This window comes from Rhizobium bangladeshense (assembly GCF_001662075.1).
GTDB lineage: Bacteria > Pseudomonadota > Alphaproteobacteria > Rhizobiales > Rhizobiaceae > Rhizobium > Rhizobium bangladeshense_B.
The window spans coordinates 1-15,240 of sequence record NZ_LYPL01000019.1 but is presented as its reverse complement, the minus strand read 5'-3'; the positions used below and the strand labels follow the sequence as shown (position 1 = coordinate 15,240).

Annotated in this window: 15 protein-coding genes; 10 read left to right on the top strand and 5 right to left on the bottom strand. The window is 58.2% G+C overall.

What is annotated here, in order from left to right; translation table 11 throughout:
• Positions 1–8: 8 nt before the first annotated feature.
• From A7X77_RS27500 to A7X77_RS34110, 4 genes are all read right to left on the bottom strand, one after another.
• The gene (locus tag A7X77_RS27500) at positions 9–314 is read right to left on the bottom strand and encodes a hypothetical protein (protein ID WP_064686007.1); all 306 of its coding nucleotides are present in this window, start codon (positions 312–314) and stop codon (positions 9–11) included.
• A 258-nt stretch (positions 315–572) separates the two neighbouring features.
• A complete protein-coding gene (locus A7X77_RS27495) occupies positions 573–2,567 on the bottom strand; it encodes a glycosyltransferase (protein WP_064686006.1) in 1,995 nt (664 codons plus the stop codon).
• Positions 2,549–3,781, bottom strand: coding sequence for an HlyD family secretion protein (locus A7X77_RS27490; RefSeq protein WP_064686005.1), 1,233 nt, complete (start codon positions 3,779–3,781; stop codon positions 2,549–2,551). Before A7X77_RS27490 ends, A7X77_RS27495 begins: the two co-directional genes overlap by 19 nt.
• Before the next feature lie 511 nt (positions 3,782–4,292).
• Positions 4,293–4,451, bottom strand: a complete 159-nt coding sequence (locus A7X77_RS34110; protein ID WP_245293802.1) for a hypothetical protein — start codon at positions 4,449–4,451, stop codon at positions 4,293–4,295.
• Between the two features lie 40 nt (positions 4,452–4,491).
• On the opposite strand from A7X77_RS34110, the gene A7X77_RS27485 reads away from it, so the two are divergent.
• The 3 genes from A7X77_RS27485 to A7X77_RS27475 all read left to right on the top strand — a co-directional run bounded on the left by A7X77_RS27485 (position 4,492) and on the right by A7X77_RS27475 (position 6,681).
• A complete protein-coding gene (locus tag A7X77_RS27485; RefSeq protein WP_245293801.1) occupies positions 4,492–5,328 on the top strand; it encodes an alpha/beta fold hydrolase in 837 nt (278 codons plus the stop codon).
• 96 nt (positions 5,329–5,424) lie between these two features.
• Positions 5,425–5,883 (top strand): RidA family protein, encoded by a 459-nt coding sequence (locus A7X77_RS27480; protein WP_064686090.1) that lies wholly within the window; start codon positions 5,425–5,427, stop codon positions 5,881–5,883.
• 75 nt (positions 5,884–5,958) lie between these two features.
• On the top strand, positions 5,959–6,681 hold the full coding sequence (locus tag A7X77_RS27475) for a gamma-glutamylcyclotransferase (RefSeq protein ID WP_064686004.1): 723 nt from the start codon (positions 5,959–5,961) through the stop codon (positions 6,679–6,681).
• Between the two features lie 46 nt (positions 6,682–6,727).
• On the opposite strand, the gene A7X77_RS27470 is transcribed toward A7X77_RS27475, so the two are convergent.
• Positions 6,728–7,627 carry a LysR family transcriptional regulator gene (locus A7X77_RS27470; RefSeq protein ID WP_064686003.1) on the bottom strand — a complete coding sequence of 300 codons (900 nt, stop codon included), beginning with the start codon at positions 7,625–7,627 and terminating at the stop codon, positions 6,728–6,730.
• A 118-nt stretch (positions 7,628–7,745) separates the two neighbouring features.
• Between A7X77_RS27470 and A7X77_RS27465 the strand changes: the two genes are divergently transcribed.
• The 7 genes from A7X77_RS27465 to A7X77_RS27435 all read left to right on the top strand — a co-directional run bounded on the left by A7X77_RS27465 (position 7,746) and on the right by A7X77_RS27435 (position 14,870).
• Complete coding sequence (locus A7X77_RS27465; RefSeq protein WP_064686089.1) at positions 7,746–8,678, top strand: VOC family protein; 933 nt, start codon at positions 7,746–7,748, stop codon at positions 8,676–8,678.
• A 163-nt stretch (positions 8,679–8,841) separates the two neighbouring features.
• Positions 8,842–9,759, top strand: coding sequence for a LysR family transcriptional regulator (locus A7X77_RS27460; protein WP_064686002.1), 918 nt, complete (start codon positions 8,842–8,844; stop codon positions 9,757–9,759).
• A gap of 673 nt (positions 9,760–10,432) precedes the next feature.
• The gene (locus A7X77_RS27455) at positions 10,433–11,122 is read left to right on the top strand and encodes a hydrolase (protein ID WP_037118424.1); all 690 of its coding nucleotides are present in this window, start codon (positions 10,433–10,435) and stop codon (positions 11,120–11,122) included.
• A 65-nt stretch (positions 11,123–11,187) separates the two neighbouring features.
• Entirely contained in the window at positions 11,188–11,475 is a 288-nt protein-coding gene (locus tag A7X77_RS27450) for a XapX domain-containing protein (RefSeq protein ID WP_064686001.1), read from the top strand.
• On the top strand, positions 11,475–13,457 hold the full coding sequence (locus tag A7X77_RS27445) for an amidohydrolase (RefSeq protein ID WP_064686000.1): 1,983 nt from the start codon (positions 11,475–11,477) through the stop codon (positions 13,455–13,457). The genes A7X77_RS27450 and A7X77_RS27445 overlap by 1 nt, the downstream gene beginning before the upstream one ends.
• A gap of 294 nt (positions 13,458–13,751) precedes the next feature.
• The gene (locus A7X77_RS27440) at positions 13,752–14,432 is read left to right on the top strand and encodes a YoaK family protein (protein ID WP_064685999.1); all 681 of its coding nucleotides are present in this window, start codon (positions 13,752–13,754) and stop codon (positions 14,430–14,432) included.
• A gap of 48 nt (positions 14,433–14,480) precedes the next feature.
• Positions 14,481–14,870 (top strand): DUF1622 domain-containing protein, encoded by a 390-nt coding sequence (locus A7X77_RS27435; RefSeq protein WP_064685998.1) that lies wholly within the window; start codon positions 14,481–14,483, stop codon positions 14,868–14,870.
• Positions 14,871–15,240: the final 370 nt, after the last annotated feature.

Here is a 15,240-nt window from a genome sequence, read left to right as displayed (position 1 = left end):
AATAATGATTAAATAAAGTGCATGGAGCAATGCCGCGGGATTTGAAGTGTGTCGGCAGGATCTACAATCCTGCGCTGAATCTCGTCGACCCAGACATCGATCGGCCCGAGCGAGCATCCCATTTCCAGCATGTCGATCAGCTCCACAGGCCCTGCGACCTCAAGTTCGATGCGGTCAGCGCCGGCGTAAAAAAAATGCTGCGAAAGGCCGAGCTTCTCGGCATGACGGTGAATCCAGGGGACGAACGACTCGGCATTGACGTCGCCGAGGATCGTGATCCTTTCGCGCAGTTCGCCCTGTCGTGACCGTGTCATCGCAGCGTCTCTCATCTGTCTCATGACGATAGCATAAAGGTTCGGTGCATTTGTGAAAGGGCATGAGCAGCCGAAAGGTCTTTGGCTCTTTTGCCACAGATTAGGACCGGCCAGTCAGGTTGCGGGCGGCGTGCATTTGAAATTGGAATCTGCCACGCTACAGGCGAATCTGGTCGTCACGACCCATTGGCCAGTTACGTTGGGCTCTCAGCGTTCGTGCGACCGTTGGCCAGAGCAACACCGCTGTCATGCGCCGGGCTACAACGTGCGCGTTCGCCCGAATGACCGCAACAGCAGATTAATGGAGACGGCAACCTTGTCGATGTCGCGAATGTCGCGCGAATATTGACCGGTGTAGAGTTTGATAATCATGCTGTCGCGAGCAGCGCCGCTGAGGTCGAAATAGAGGTGCAGGTAATAGGCTTGCTTGTCGCCGCTGCGACTGATGCTGCTTCGTCGTTGGGTGACCTGTCGGAGCTCTGCCTTGATCGGAGCGAAGCCGGCGAATTTCAGCGTCACCGATTTGGATTGAAATCTGGCCATGCTGGGGACTGCAACGACCGCCTTGTCCAGTGCCAGACTGACGATTTGGCCGGGGACATCGTCGACGACAGCGGGTTCATCGAGCTTGAACGCATGAAACAGCCGCCGGGGTTTCTCAAAGCAGATGAGCGACGCGATGAGCAGGACGAGGATATTGATCCCTGACCAGCAGGCCGCGACCGGCGAAAACTGGCCTTGTACATGCGACGTTTCCGGTACGATGTTGAGCAGCAGACCGAAGACGGTGATCGTCATTATGCTTGCGATCCAGGCGAAGCTGTAGCGGTCGAACTGGTTCGCCTCGTTGCCACTGCCCTTTGGCGTCACCCTGAACGGCTTGCCGAATGGTCTCACCAGGCTGGAGACCACGGTCGGCAGCATGCGGAATGTCGCGAAGGTCCCGACGGCGCTGGAAACCACTGGCAGATAGCGCGTCGGCGTGATCCACAGCATGAGCAGAAAATACGCCGCCAGCAGCGGCACCTGATGCGAGACATAATCGGCTATATCGGTGAAATAGAGCGGGAGCAGGCCGAACCAGAGATAGACGATGGGGACGAGCAAGATCGTGAAGCGGACCAGATACTGCACCAGCCATGATGCCGGCAGGAACATGATCCGTTGAAAGAGCGTCAATCCCGGGCCGCGCAGCGGGCCGTTGTACAGGTAGAGGGTTTGAATACCCCCCTGACACCACCGTTCGCGCTGTACAAAATAACCGGTCAGGTTTTCGGCTGCCAGTCCCATCGACAGCCGCTCGTTCAGGTAGCGGGTCTTGTAGCCTTTGTTCAGCATCGAAAGAGTTGTCAGCAGGTCTTCCGTGATCGATTCCGTCGGAAATCCGCCTATTGCGTCGACAGCCTCGCGGCGGGCGATCGAGCATGAGCCGCAGCAGAAACTGACGTCCCAGGCGTCCCGGCTGGGGGCGATCTCGTCGAAGAACAAGCGCTGCTCGTCCGGCCAGATATTCTCCAGGCCCAGGTTTGATTGCACCGGATCGACATTGAAGAAATGTTGAGGCGTCTGGACGATGCCGATGCTGTCATCGCTAAAGAAAGGCAGCGTCCGGCGAAGGAAATGGCGATAGGGCACAAAATCGGCGTCGAAGATCGCAATGAGCTCGCCCGAGCTGACCTTCAGCCCATTGTTCATATTGCCTGCTTTGGCATGACTGTTGTCGCCGCGCGTGACGTGGATGACGTTCTTTTCTTCGCAATAGGCCTTCAGCCAGTCCCGGCGTTGGTCGTCAAGCACATACACATTCAGTTTGTCGGCAGGATAATCCAGCGCGCGGGCGCCGATGATGGTTCGCTCGAGCACGTCGAGCGGCTCGTTATAGGTGGGAATGAATACATCGACAGTCGGCAGTTCACGCTTGTCGCGCGCGAAGAAAACACGACCCAACCTGTCCGCTTCTGCGCTCCGGTCGACATGGCGGCTCATCAATACAAGAAAAAGGATGACTTCGACGCAGGCGAGAACCTCAACGACAAAGAGGGTCCAGACCCAGTAGAAGCTTGGACCGTCGCTGGGATAGGGAAGCACTGTCTCCGTCAAGCGCCAGAACATGTATCGCAATGCGAATGCTGCGACAAACGCGCAGGTCACCGCCCTTGTCCAGGTGTGATGGCGCGACCAATTGAACGGGCCCAGGAAAAAGAAGGCCAAAACGACAAAGGTCGGAACCAGTGCTACAAGATACTGAACCACAGGCTTTTAACCCAGTTGGATACGTTGATGCCGCGCTTGGAAAACCGTACCTGCACCGTGCGCCCCACCTGGCAGAAGTTCGCAAAGTCGTCGTTCATGAAGGATGGATCGAGGCGAACCCGAATGCGGGCATTGCGCTGTGTCGACGGCGGCAAACTGGCGGCAAAGGAATCGGTCTCGACCGAAGCTGAACTGCCTCTGACAGAGACGACCGTACCTTGGAAAATATCGCTGCGGCCAAACAAGCGCACCTGCGCGATAAGTCCCGGATAGATCTCGTCGTAATTGACTTCAGGAACAAGGATATCCACAAACAGCTCCCGGCAGTCGAGCAGCCGCATCAGTTCGTTGTTCAGCACGACGTTGGAACCGTTGACGATACTCCTGCTCCAAACAATGCCGTCGAACGGCGCGATTGCGGTTGCGGATTCAAGGCTGCCGACGCGGTTTCTCTCTTCGAGCAACTGCTTTTGGACTTCGCCGGCTCGTGTCTCATTCTCCGCTATGCGTGAGTTCAAGTCGTTGATGCGAACAACAACCTCGTCTTCACGCTGTCGCGAATAAGGCACGTCATTCTGTCCGTCGCCGAAGACAAAGATACCCTGGCGGACCGCATTGAGCCTTTGCTCCAATTGATCGACAGTCAGATTGCTGATTTCGACTTCGCCGCCGGTCGCAGCGCCGGCGGCACGCGCGGCCTCAACCAGCTTCTGCGTCAGAATGCCTTTTGAGTTGAGTGCCATCCGACGGTCCAGATCGACCTGCGCGACCAGATCCTGGGCTTGCGACACCTCGACTTTTTTCCTGAGGATTTCGACTTCGCGTTCAAGATTGGCAATGGTGGTCTGTCTGTAGACTTCCAATCTGGCAGACAATTCCTCGCGAAGCGCGGAGAGCTCCTCCCGTTCCTTTTTCAGTGCCGCGACACGGTCGAGTGCAGTGTTGCGATCTGCCTCGAGCGACGCGAGAATTGCGCGATTGACGCGCGTATTTTTGATTTCTGCGAGCGATTGTCCCGCTTTGACCGGGCTGCCGACCTTGAGGGGTTCTTCCGCAATCGTGCCGTCGATTGGGGCATTAACGACAGCAAACCGTGCATTGACCGTGCCATCAAGGCTCGTAAAACCGGTAATCGTCGGCAATGAGACGACAGTCACCAGTGTCAGCAGCAGCAGGCCGACAACGACGCGCGTAATGCGATGATTCCAGATCATGTTGACATCCGAAAGGTATCGCTATGCAGCCATCCGTCCCTATCGAGCACGCACAAACGGATGCAACTCATTCTTGCATAAATTAGCGCATCGAAAAATAGTAGACAAGGGATGGTCGCAAAATCGGCGAATGGCGGAACAGCCGTAGCCGCCAGCCCGCCGACACAGGCTTGCGCCGGGCGATCTCGCGGCCGCAACGCCATCTGGGAAACCTTCGCCGCCGCTCCCATCTCCTTTGGGATCACGAACTCAAGGAGGTTGCGATGCCCGGACCTGCCGTGCACGCTGTTGGAAATCTGTTATTTGAGATTCTGGCCCGTTCCGATCGCGGCACGGTCATCTGCGATTGTTGCGGCCGGGCAAGAAGCGTGAGCCACGGGTGCACAATGCCAGCACATCGGTGGTCAGAAGCAGGACTCACGATATTGAGCCCATTATTGCATATTTGGCAATAAAGTGAAAACCATTATCACAATTGTGGGTTAGTGGATCCCGCCGCATTATCCATCCGTCAGACGAACTCAGCGTCGCCTGAAGTTTTCAATGACGAAATCGCAGGGCGCGAGGTGACCCAGAACCTTTTTTCCATGACACGCAGGGGCGCACTGCTCTCCGCAGGCGCCGCCGCAGCGACCATGGCAATTTCACCCGCTTTCAGCTTCGCAGCCACGGCTGCTCCCGCCACCAACCCAATCGAAGGAATTAAGACAATGGCATATGTAACCACCAAGGACGGCGTTGAAATCTTCTACAAGGACTGGGGTCCGAAGGACGCGCAGCCGATCGTCTTCCACCATGGCTGGCCGCTGTCGTCGGACGACTGGGACGCACAGATGCTGTTCTTCCTTTCGAAGGGCTATCGCGTTGTCGCTCATGACCGCCGCGGTCACGGCCGTTCTGCTCAGGTGGCCGATGGTCACGACATGGATCATTACGCGGCCGATGCCTTTGCCGTCGCAGAAGCGCTCGACCTGAAGAATGCCGTACATATCGGCCACTCGACGGGTGGCGGCGAGGTTGCCCGCTATGTGGCGAAGCACGGCCAGCCCGCCGGCCGCGTCGCCAAGGCGGTTCTCGTCTCCGCCATACCGCCGCTGATGCTGAAGACTGACAACAATCCGCAAGGCCTGCCGATCGAAGTCTTCGATGGTTTCCGTTCGGCGCTTGCCGCCAACCGTGCCCAGTTCTTCCGCGACGTTCCGGCCGGTCCTTTCTACGGCTTCAATCGTGATGGCGCGGCGGTTCAGGAAGGCGTGGTCCAGAATTGGTGGCGACAGGGCATGATGGGCGGCGCAAAGGCCCATTACGACGGCATCAAGGCCTTCTCCGAAACCGACCAGACGGAAGACCTGAAGGCCATCACCGTGCCGACGCTGGTCCTACACGGCGAAGACGACCAGATCGTGCCGATCGCAGACTCCGCACTGAAGTCTTCCAAGCTCCTGAAGAATGGCACACTCAAAACCTATCCGGGCTTCTCGCACGGCATGCTGACCGTCAACGCCGATGTCCTGAATGCCGATCTCCTGGCCTTTGTGAAGGCCTGATCGGTCCGGCGGCGGGTGCGGTCATCCACGCATCCGTCACCTCCATGAACCACGAGTGCCTACTCGGCGCACCATCATTCAATGAAGGAATCTATCATGACGAACAGCAAACCATCCAAGAAAGTAGAGAACCATGGCGTCGCCTGGGAGCGCGCCTTCGGATACGTTCAGGCCGTGCAGGTCAATGACACGATCTATGTCGCGGGCCAGTTGAGCCACGATGACAACGGCAAACTTGTCGCTCCGGCGGAACTCGATGAGGATAAGCGGCCTGCGGATTTCTCCCAGATGGAGAGCCAGATCCGCCAGACCTACGTCAACGCAAAGACTCTGCTCGCCAGATATGGTGCGACCCTCGACGATGTCGTTGAAGAGACACTGTATGTACTTGATGTTCCTAGCGCGTTTGCGGCCGGATCCAAGGTCCGCAAAGTAATGTACGGCACGGATGTGCCTCAGTGCGCCAGCAACCTAATCGGCGTTTCGGCGCTGGCTTTCCCCGAGCAGCTCGTCGAAATCACCTTCCGGGCAATTATCAACCATCCCGCTGTCTAATTCGGCGGCAGCTACTCCGTGAACCGCCGGAAGCTATTGGCCTCCGGCGGCAAACTCGTTGAACCGGTTCACACGATGCCAAAGACACCGACCGCCCAGGCGACCGCACCTGCCACCATGGAACTTACCCCCGACCTCGTCGCCACGACCATCAGAATTGTCGAAGACGAGGGACCGGAACCCAATTGGAATCCGATCTCGCCCGAGCAGCTCGACGACCTCGTCAGCAGGGTTGAGGAAGAGGCTGGTGACGGGGAGATATGGGTGTTCGCGTACGGATCCTTGATGTGGAACCCGGGCTTCGAGGTGGCCGCCAGCGAAGAGGCGGTCGCTTACGGCTGGCACCGTGCGTTCTCGTTGAGGATCGAGCGGCTCAGGGCCACCTCCGACGCGCCCGGTCTCATGCTCGCGCTTCGGCCAGGAGGAAGCTGTTCGGGTCTTGTCCTCAAGCTTCCGTGCACTACCAAGAGGGAGAATCTGCGTACTCTTCTGGCCCGAGAGATTCGGTATGCCGAAGTGTGCGACATGGTGCGTTGGGTTGCGGTCAAGACACCGAAGGGTGTGCGGCGGGCGCTCACGTTCTGGGCGAGCGGCAGGCAATCTCCGCTCACGGAGAAGATTCCCCTCGAAGAGGCGGCAGGGTTGATCGCCCAGGCATGTGGACCTGCCGGATCTTGCGCGGAATACCTGCACCGGACGGTTTCCGATCTGGCGGATCGCAAAATCTATGATCGAAACCTGTGGCAGCTACAGCAAATAGTCGCAGCTAGGCTTCGAGCACGCCAACAGCATGATTGAATCTGAAACGGGTGTGCCAGATCATGGTGACGGGCATTTGCGTGCGTCAGTCCAACATGACCATCTTTGCCGCGACCTGCTCCTCGAAGAACTTGGAGAATGACGCAATCCTTGGCGGGAGGGCTTGGTAGGGCGGGTAAAACAGCGTCAGCCACAGGTCCGGCGGTGCCCATCCCTTGAAGACGTGGACAAGGCGACCGCTACTGATGTGATCAGCGATGTTGAATCCAGGAAGCAGCGCGACACCCGCGCCGTCGGCGGCCATGTCCGCCAGAACCTCTCCGCTGTTCGCGCTGAAGGCCCGTCCAGCCGAAATCGTGATGCTTGACCCACCGTCCGACAGCACCCAGTTCTCACGCCGGCTTTCTCCGCTGTACGCGAGGCAGTCATCGGGCTTCAGTTCGTTCGGGTGCTGCATGTCGGCGAATCTGCTTCCGGGAGCGGCGACCAGGATGCGCGGCACCACCCGGATCTTCCTCCAGATCGTGAACTTGTCCGAAGGCTGCGACGAGATGCGGATCGCCAGATCGTAGTCGTCGTCGACGATGTTCACCAATCCATCGGACAGCGAGATCTCGAAGCTCATCTTCGGATAGCGCTCCTTGAACCCGGACAGGATCGGCGGCAGCACCGTCTTGCCGAACCATGTCGGCGCACTGATACGCAGCCGACCCTCGTCCGCCTTGTGTGCGTTCATTACTTCGCGCCGCGCGTCCTCCAGAGTCTTGACCGCTGGCTGGATCTGCGCAGCAAAGATTGCGCCGTCGGTTGTCAGCGATACCTGTCTTGTCGTGCGAACGAAGAGCTGCACGCCAAGTTCCGCCTCGAGGGCGGCGATCGCCCGTGTGACGGCTGCTGGCGTCATGTCCAGTTCGCGGGCGACCTGGGCAAAGTTCCGCTTCTCGGCGGCAAGCAGGAACGTTCGAAGGGCTTTGTAGTCGTTCATATCATTGTTTCAGAATTGGCAATTCAATCACAAGGAATATTGCAATTCTCGATGAGGATCAACCAGCCTAAATTCATATCAACACATGAAGCACCAACGCCCGATGAAAGGCATCGACATGATCAAGGATATCAAGGGACTGCATCACGTGACCTCAATGGCATCGGATGCACGGCAGAACAACCGCTTCTTCACCGACACACTGGGCCTGCGCCGAGTCAAGCAGACTGTCAACTTCGACGACCCGAATGTCTATCACCTGTATTACGGCGACGAGAGCGGTTCAGCCGGGACGGTCATGACTTACTTCCCGTTCCCCAACATGATGCTGGGGCGTCCGGGTGTAGGCGAGGTCGGTGAGACGCAGTTCTCGGTTCCAAAGGGCTCGCTGAAGTTCTGGCAGGATCGCTTCGCGGCTCAAGGTGTCGACGGTCTGGAAAGGGATACCGTCTTCGGTGCCAACCGTCTTCGCTTCATGGGTCCGGATGGCGACGGTCTTGCGCTGATTGAGTCCGCCGACGACAACCGCGCGCCATGGCCGGCGGATGGAATTCCCGACGATGCGGCCATCCGCGGTTTCGCCGGCGCTCGCTTCAGCCTGCATGACACCGCAGCGACGGAAGAGCTTCTCGGCTTCATGGGTTACCAGCGCGCCGAGAAGGAGGGCGACGTGACTCGCTTCATCATCCCTAATGGCAACGGAGCGGATACGATCGATCTTGCATCGCTGCCGAAAACGCCCTTTGCGCGTCAGGGTGCGGGATCGGTTCACCATATCGCGTTTGCGGTCGATAACCGAGAGAAGCAGCTTGAGGTGCGCAAAGCGCTAATGGGTACCGGGTATCAGGTGACGCCCGTCATCGACCGCGACTATTTCTGGGCGATCTACTTCCGCACGCCGGGCGGCATTTTGTTCGAAGTCGCCACCAATGAACCGGGCTTCAATCGCGACGAAGACACGGCTCACCTTGGGGAAGCGCTCAAGCTACCGGGCCGATATGAAGCTTTCCGCGATCAGATCCAGGCAAATCTCGAGCCATTGGGTGCCTGACAAACTTATGGCATTGCGAATTTTGGACGCCGCATGTCTACCCGGCCGCGCCCTGGCTTTTTGCAGGGAAGATCTTCAAACATTCGACTACGCCTGATGCCCTTTGCAACTGATCGATAACTGAGCCCCAAGGCATTCACACGCATTCGATGGAGAGATGACAATGGATCAATTGGGAGCGATCAGAGCTTTTGTTCGCGTCGTCGAGGCCGGATCCTTTGCAAAGGCTGCAGACACGATGGGTGCGCCGCGGTCGACCGTGAGTAAGCTTGTTCAGGATCTCGAGGCAAGCTTGAGCCTCAAATTGCTCGAACGTACGACACGTGCAGTCACCGTGACACCTGAGGGAGTTGCTTACTACGAGCGCGCCATTCGCCTGATCGCGGATTTCGACGATATGAACAATGAGGCGACCCGTGGGCGCCTAGCCACCAGGGGAAAACTCCGGGTTGACGTAGGAGGGACCTTCGCGAACGCGATTCTGATCCCTCGGTTGCCAGAGTTTTACGCGCTCTATCCAGCGATCGAGTTGCATCTTGGTGTAACAGAACGTCAGGCCGACATCGTCGAAGAGGGCATAGACTGCGTCATTCGTGCCGGCGATCTGCCCAGCGCATCTCTTGTTGCGAGGAAGTTATGCAGCGTTGAGATAGTGACCTGCGCAACCCCGGGGTACCTCGAAAAACACCGCGTGCCAGCTTCGCCATCGGATCTGCAGCGTGATCATATTTTCGTGCAGTACTTTAATGCACGTAGTCTGAAAGCTGCACCGGTTCGACTGATTAAGGGCGATGAGAAAATCGAGATTTACAGCCCCATCAAGCTCTCCACCAGTGACGCGACGGCGCATTTGCATGGAATATTGGCAGGACTGGGTATCGGGCAGACATTTGAATTCTTGGCACGGCCCCATATCGCCCGTGGCGCCCTGGTCCCAATCATGGCCGATTGGGCACCACCACGTTATCCTGTTCACATAGTAAGGCCAGCGGGCCGGTTTCCGAGTGTTAAGTATCGGGTCTTTGCAGACTGGGTTGCGGGCGTGTTTTCTGCCTACGACCATGATGCCGGCACACCCTAGTGGCTTTGTCCATATTCATGGATGGTTACTCCACGATCACGGGCTTCTCCCATCTCTCCTTTGAAGATATCTCCCCCGGCTGATTTGATCCATCGTCGGGCAGACGGCGCAGAGTGGGCAACGCTGTTGAGAGTAAGCAGAAGACAGAGTAATCGCGATATGGAACCCCTGCGCCTACAGCGTAGTCACTATCTGGTCGCGTCAATACTTAATGGCAGACTGCCAAGCAGTTCACGGCTCACACGCCGCTCCCCTGTTGTCCATCGGCTGTTTCGCCCCAAGCGAATTCAGCCAAATCGCTCCACGCCGAATAGCGTGAACAGTGACAGTGCAAACTATCTCAGGGCCGCCTGTCCGAATGAAATTATCTTGAGCAAATCTTGGACCGAATGGTCGCGTAGCGCAACTTCGTGCCACGTCCGCGGGTCAACCGAACGCCAGAGTAATTATTGCGATAAAGGCAATTCATTCGCAATTAATATTCCAATTTCGCACAAGCGCAAACCTCACTACGTTCCTTTCAGCAGCCGAGGCAACCAGTGAATGGAAGCATTGGTTTCGACCCACTCAGGGCCTTACGAGCAGTGTTCCAGGATATGGTGTCCGACCAACAGGCCCTGCCCAGTTTATAACCCACCGCATTCGCGGTCCAAACAACCGAAGAGGAAATCTAATGTCCAAGCTCGAAGTCCTGACCCCCGCGAACAGCCAGCTCATCTTCATCGACCAGCAGCCGCAGATGGCGTTCGGCGTCCAGTCGATCGATCGCCAGGTACTGAAGAACAATGTCGTCGGCCTCGCCAAGGCCGCCAAGATCTTCAACGTCCCCACCACGATCACCACGGTCGAGACGCAATCCTTCTCGGGCAACACCTTTCCGGAACTGCTTGCCGTCTACCCGGAGAACGATATTCTCGAGCGCACCTCGATGAACTCCTGGGACGACCAGAACGTCCGTGACGCGCTGGCGAAGAACGCCGCCGAGGGCCGCAAGAAGATCGTCGTCTCCGGTCTCTGGACCGAGGTCTGCAACACCACCTTCGCACTCTCGGCCCTGCATGATGTTCCAGATTATGAGATCTACATGGTCGCGGATGCTTCCGGCGGTACGTCCTCCGACGCACACAAATACGCGATGGACCGGATGGTTCAGGCAGGCGTGATCCCGGTCACCTGGCAGCAGGTCCTGCTCGAGTGGCAGCGCGACTGGGCCCGCAGGGAAACCTATGATGCTGTCACCACCCTCGTGAAGGAGCATTCCGGCGCATACGGCATGGGCGTCGACTACGCCTATACGATGGTTCACGGCGCAGAGGAACGTGTCAAGCATGGCAAGCGCATCGGCCCGAACCCCGCCAAGTAACGGCCTGATCAGGCCGCTCCGATAAGCCCGTCGGAGCGGCCTTCTCTAAGCGTGGAGGACATCCCGTGAAAATCTATCTTCTTTCTCTCGGTGCAGGTCTGCTTGTGGGCATCGTCTACAGCCTCCTGAACGTGCGCTCGCCGGCTCCGCCTGTTATCGCCTTGGTCGGTCTGCTCGGCATCCTCGTCGGCGAACAGATCATCCCTTTCGCAAAGACCTTGTGGAGCAGGGAGCCGGCGGCCGTTTCATGGCTTCATCAGATCAAGCCGCACATGTTCGGCCACCTGCCGAAGGGCGGCGATCGGATCGACCTCGCCCATCAGGCGGAGGCGACAGCGGAGGAGCGGAGCTGATGACGACTCGTCGATCCTTTCTTGGGGGCGCGTCGAGCCTGGCTTTCTCGAACCTCTTCTCCCCGGCGAAAGCCGCCGATCCCAACCAGACCGGAGTAGACACCATGCATCCCGACCTGATCCTCCACAACGGCCGCGTGACGACCCTCGACCGAACCAATCCGAACGCCACGGCGATCGCCATCAAGGATGGCCTGTTTCTCGAAGTCGGATCCGACAGCGAGATTATGGCGCTGGCTGGTGCCAACACGAAGATCGTCGACCTCAGGGGCAAGCGTGTCCTGCCGGGTCTGATCGACAACCACACGCACGTCGTTCGCGGTGGCCTGAACTACAACATGGAGCTGCGCTGGGACGGCGTCCGGTCGCTCGCCGATGCAATGGACATGCTGAAGCGCCAGGTGGCGATCACGCCCGCGCCGCAATGGGTTCGCGTCGTCGGCGGCTTCACCGAACATCAGTTCGCGGAAAAGCGCCTGCCGACAATCGAGGAGATCAACGCTGTCGCTCCCGACACACCCGTCTTCCTTCTGCATCTCTATGATCGGGCGCTGCTCAACGGTGCGGCGCTCCGTACAGTCGGCTACGGCCGGGACACGCCGAACCCACCCGGCGGCGAAATCACGCGCGATGCCAACGGCAACCCGACGGGCATGCTGCTCGCGAAGCCGAATGCGGGCATTCTGTACTCGACGCTCGCCAAGGGGCCGAAGCTTCCTCTGGACTACCAGGTCAACTCGACCCGTCACTTCATGCGCGAACTGAACCGCCTCGGCGTGACAGGCGTGATCGATGCGGGCGGGGGCTTCCAAAACTATCCGGACGACTACGAGGTCATCCAGAAGCTCTCCGATGAGAACCAGATGACGGTGCGTCTGGCCTACAACCTCTTCACCCAGAAGCCCAAGGAAGAGAAACAGGACTTCCTGAACTGGACGCAATCGGTCAAATACAAGCAGGGCAACGACTACTTCCGTCACAACGGTGCCGGCGAGATGCTCGTCTTCTCGGCTGCCGACTTCGAGGACTTCCGCCAGCCCCGTCCGGAAATGGCTCCGGAAATGGAAGGCGAGCTGGAAGAGGTCGTCCGGGTTCTGGTCGAGAACCGCTGGCCCTGGCGTCTCCACGCCACCTATGACGAGACCATCTCCCGCGCCCTCGATGTGTTCGAGAAGGTCGACAAGGACATTCCGCTCGAAGGACTGAACTGGTTCTTCGACCATGCCGAAACCATCTCGGATCGCTCGATCGACCGAATCGCCGCACTCGGTGGCGGCATCGCCACGCAGCACCGGATGGCCTATCAGGGCGAATATTTCGTTGAGCGCTACGGCCACGGAGTGGCGGAAGCCACTCCGCCGATCAAGCGCATGCTCGACAAGGGCGTGAATGTCTCGGCAGGTACGGATGCCACCCGCGTCGCCTCCTACAATCCGTGGGTCTCGCTCTCCTGGATGGTGACCGGCAAGACAGTCGGCGGAATGCAGCTCTACCCGCGTGCCAACTGCCTCGATCGCGAGACGGCGCTGCGCATGTGGACCGAAAAGGTCACATGGTTCTCGAACGAAGAGGGCAAGAAGGGCCGCATCGAGAAGGGCCAGTTCGCCGACCTGGTGGTTCCGGACAAGGACTTCTTCTCCTGCGCCGAGGACGAAATTTCGTTCCTCGTGTCGGAACTGACCATAGTCGGCGGCAAGATCGTCTACGGCGCGGGCGACTTCAAGACGCTCGACGAGAACGACATCCCGCCTGCTATGCCCGACTGGTCTCCCGTCCGCAAGTTCGGCGGTTACGCGGCCTGGGGCGAACCGGAAGGGGCGGGCGCTCGCTCATTGCGCCGCACGGCGATCTCCACATGCGGATGCGCCAGCGATTGCGGCGTGCACGGCCATGACCATGCCGGGGCTTGGACCTCCAAGCTTCCGATCGCCGACCTCAAGGGATTCTTCGGCGCACTCGGCTGCTCCTGCTGGGCGGTCTAAACTCAGCTTTGCGCTCGGGTGGCCACGCCACCGCCGAACGACCGTCCGATAATTTCAAAAACCGCAATTAAATTGAAACGATTGCTGCTATTGTTGGCAAGGCGGTAAACCAGCCATATCGCTCCATCAAACGTAGCCACTGCATGACTTGGGCAGAGCAGCGGCTTCGGCCGCCCAGCCCATTATGCCGCCACGCGCAATGAACTCGAAACAATTGATGCAATTGTTGAAGCTAGCATCTGGCGTCAAAACTAGAGGCACGTCGGGGCACCTAACAGAAATAGAGGTCAAGAAATGAAGCTTCCCTCCCTTCCTACCCTTCTGAGTTTCAATGGCGGCTACGTTGATACGCTCGGCTTCCTGGCTCTTTCAGGGCTTTTTACTGCACATGTTACAGGCAACTTCGTGACCTTGGGCGCAACGATGGCGCATGGCCTTGGCGGGGCCTTGTCGAAGGTGCTGGTCCTTCCGATGTTCTGCCTGGTCGTCTTCGCGTCCCGGCTGGTGTGCCTGAAACTTCAAGGCCGGAATCGCTTCCCAGTCCGGCCCATGCTGGTCGTTAAATTGATCCTGCTCGCCGCGGTAGCGGTCATTGCCATTGTTTATGGTCCATTCCACGGCGACGAGAATGGCGTTACGTTCGCAGTTGCGATGACACTGGTGTCGGCAATGGCCATACAGAACGGTCTTCACCGGTCCCATCTGTCGAAGGCGCCGCCGACCACCCTGATGACGGGTACGACGACACAGATCATGCTCGATCTTGCCGATATCCTTGCCAACTCGAAAGCCCAGGAAATCACCGTCGCAAAAGCACGGGTGAAAAAGATGGCCACCGCTGTCCTGACGTTTGCCGTCGGATGCGGTGCCGGAGCGGCCAGCTACGTGTTCATCCCTGTGGCCGCCTTTAGCCTGCCAGCCATCATCGCCGGCGTTGCTCTCTTCGCCAGCACGTCAGGTGCCGAACCCAATTGACAGAATCTGGACGACAGGGCTTTTCAGTTTATTATAGAGGATAGTGAGATGGACATTGGTAGTGAAGCGAGCGGTCTCGCCAACCTGATCGCTCCCGTGTTGAAGCCGCTTGCAACCGGACTCGAATTTTTCGGGGTCGGCGTAATCCTGATCGGCGTGGCCGTGGCGACGGCTGGATACGTCCGGGATCTGCTCTCGTCCGGACAACGCGATGCCTATGAGCGCTATCGCGCCAATCTCGGGCGGGGGATATTGCTTGGGCTCGAAATCCTGATAGGGGCGGATATCATCGCCACTATCATTGCTCCTCTGACTTGGGAAAGCGTCGGCCTTCTCGGGCTCATCGTCCTCATTCGAACTTTCCTGAGCTTTTCGCTCGAGGCCGAGATCGATGGTCAGTGGCCGTGGTCGAGGAATGCCCAGCGTGGGATATTCTGAATTAATTTTCAACGCAGCACAGCGCACCGCAATCTTTATTACTTGCGAAAAAAGTAGCGACACGATCAAATAAATCGACGGAAATCGCGCAGCCGAGCATGGAGCAACGACATCGAGTCAGGATTGGCGTCTCCGGAGCCTCAAAATGAACGGTGGTTAGGGCACAAGGGAGCATGGATCCAAAATTATGGGTGCCAGTCCAAGAATGCGTGACCACAGTCCAAAATTATCTGGCGACGCTCAGCATTACTAAATAGCCGTGTGAGTTCATGTTGAAGCGCGACTTGCGGGGTCGGCCAAACTAACCAGCATAACGAATCTGCGCGAGCAGTTTCTTTCGAAAGACCTCTGCCGGCGTTCGATAGCCAAG

Excerpts from the sequence above, each read along its gene's own strand:
- A7X77_RS27485 (WP_245293801.1), top strand. The coding sequence starts at position 4,492 with ATGGCATATGTAACCACCAAGGACGGCGTTGAAATCTTCTACAAGGAC.
- A7X77_RS27435 (WP_064685998.1), top strand. The coding sequence starts at position 14,481 with ATGGACATTGGTAGTGAAGCGAGCGGTCTCGCCAACCTGATCGCTCCC.
- A7X77_RS27475 (WP_064686004.1), top strand. The coding sequence starts at position 5,959 with ATGCCAAAGACACCGACCGCCCAGGCGACCGCACCTGCCACCATGGAA.
- A7X77_RS27470 (WP_064686003.1), bottom strand. The coding sequence starts at position 7,627 with ATGAACGACTACAAAGCCCTTCGAACGTTCCTGCTTGCCGCCGAGAAG.
- A7X77_RS27490 (WP_064686005.1), bottom strand. The coding sequence starts at position 3,781 with ATGATCTGGAATCATCGCATTACGCGCGTCGTTGTCGGCCTGCTGCTG.
- A7X77_RS27460 (WP_064686002.1), top strand. The coding sequence starts at position 8,842 with ATGGATCAATTGGGAGCGATCAGAGCTTTTGTTCGCGTCGTCGAGGCC.
- A7X77_RS27500 (WP_064686007.1), bottom strand. The coding sequence starts at position 314 with ATGACACGGTCACGACAGGGCGAACTGCGCGAAAGGATCACGATCCTC.
- A7X77_RS27455 (WP_037118424.1), top strand. The coding sequence starts at position 10,433 with ATGTCCAAGCTCGAAGTCCTGACCCCCGCGAACAGCCAGCTCATCTTC.
- A7X77_RS27440 (WP_064685999.1), top strand. The coding sequence starts at position 13,752 with ATGAAGCTTCCCTCCCTTCCTACCCTTCTGAGTTTCAATGGCGGCTAC.
- A7X77_RS27480 (WP_064686090.1), top strand. The coding sequence starts at position 5,425 with ATGACGAACAGCAAACCATCCAAGAAAGTAGAGAACCATGGCGTCGCC.
- A7X77_RS27445 (WP_064686000.1), top strand. The coding sequence starts at position 11,475 with ATGACGACTCGTCGATCCTTTCTTGGGGGCGCGTCGAGCCTGGCTTTC.
- A7X77_RS27465 (WP_064686089.1), top strand. The coding sequence starts at position 7,746 with ATGATCAAGGATATCAAGGGACTGCATCACGTGACCTCAATGGCATCG.